The sequence below is a fragment of the Hylemonella gracilis ATCC 19624 genome (assembly GCF_000211835.1).
Lineage (GTDB): Bacteria > Pseudomonadota > Gammaproteobacteria > Burkholderiales > Burkholderiaceae_C > Hylemonella > Hylemonella gracilis.
Genome location: NZ_AEGR01000020.1, coordinates 1 through 1,248, shown reverse-complemented (window position 1 = coordinate 1,248; position 1,248 = coordinate 1). Strand labels below are relative to the sequence as shown.

The following is a 1,248-nucleotide window of genomic DNA, read 5'->3' as shown; positions in this document are numbered from 1 at the left end:
GGTGAAGGAAGGCTCGGTGGTGCTGATGCTGGAGGCGGCGGGTGCTGCGGCCGCGCCGGCTGCCGTGGCTCCAGCCTCCGCCACATCCGCTGCTCCTGCATCCGCGCCGGCCACTGCACCGGCCCCGGCGCCTGCGCCTGCCGTTGCGGCCCCTGCACCCGTTGCCGCGCCCGTGGCTTCGGCTGCCGCGGTCGCCCCGGCCGCGCACGACCCCTTGGCCCAACAAGCCAAGGTGGGCGCGCTGCCCCATGCCAGCCCCTCCATCCGCAAGCTGGCCCGTGAATTCGGCGTGCCCCTGGCGGAAGTCAAGGGCAGCGGACCGAAGGGCCGCATCGTCGAAGAGGACGTCAAGAACTTCACCAAGGCCGTGATGAGCGGCGGCGTGCGCACTCAGGCCATGGGCGCCGCGCCCGCTGGTGGTGGCGATGGCGCCGGCCTGGGCCTGCTGCCTTGGCCCAAGGTGGACTTCGCCAAGTTCGGTCCGATCGAGCGCAAGGAACTCTCGCGCATCAAGAAGATCAGCGGCGCCAACCTGCACCGCAACTGGGTGATGATCCCGCACGTCACGAGCTACGAGGACGCGGACATCACCGAGTTGGAAGCACTGCGCGTGCAGCTCAACAAGGAAAACGAAAAATCTGGCGTCAAGTTCACGATGCTGGCTTTCGTGATCAAGGCGGCGGTCGCGGCGCTCAAGAAATTCCCCGAGTTCAACGCCAGCCTGGAAGGTGACCAGCTGGTGTTGAAGAACTACTGGAACATCGGCTTCGCGGCCGACACGCCCAATGGCCTGGTCGTGCCCGTGCTCAAGAACGCCGACCAGAAGGGCTTGGTGGAAATTTCCAGCGAGATGGCCGAGCTGTCCAAGAAGGCGCGTGATGGCAAGCTGGGCGGGGCCGACATGCAAGGCGGGACGTTCTCGATCTCTTCGCTCGGTGGCATCGGCACGACCTACTTCACGCCGCTGATCAACGCGCCAGAAGTGGCCATCCTGGGCCTGTCGCGCGGCGCGATGAAGCCGGTCTGGGACGGCAAGGCCTTCCAGCCGCGCCTGACGCTGCCGCTGTCGCTGTCCTACGATCATCGCGTGATCGATGGCGCGGCCGGTGCCCGTTTCAACGCCTATCTGGCCCAGGTGCTCGGCGACTTCCGCCGCGTGCTGCTTTGATCACGGAGGGCAAAACAACCATGGCACTCCTGGAAATCAAGGTACCCGACATCGGTGATTTCGAGTCGGTGGCGGTCATC

Annotated in this window: 1 protein-coding gene; it reads left to right on the top strand. The window is 66.2% G+C overall.

The annotated features are described in order from the left end of the window. The coding region (locus HGR_RS01615) for a 2-oxo acid dehydrogenase subunit E2 (protein ID WP_039852007.1) at nucleotides 1–1,168 on the top strand (1,168 nt) is incomplete at its 5' end. Between the last annotated feature and the right edge of the window lie 80 nt (nucleotides 1,169–1,248).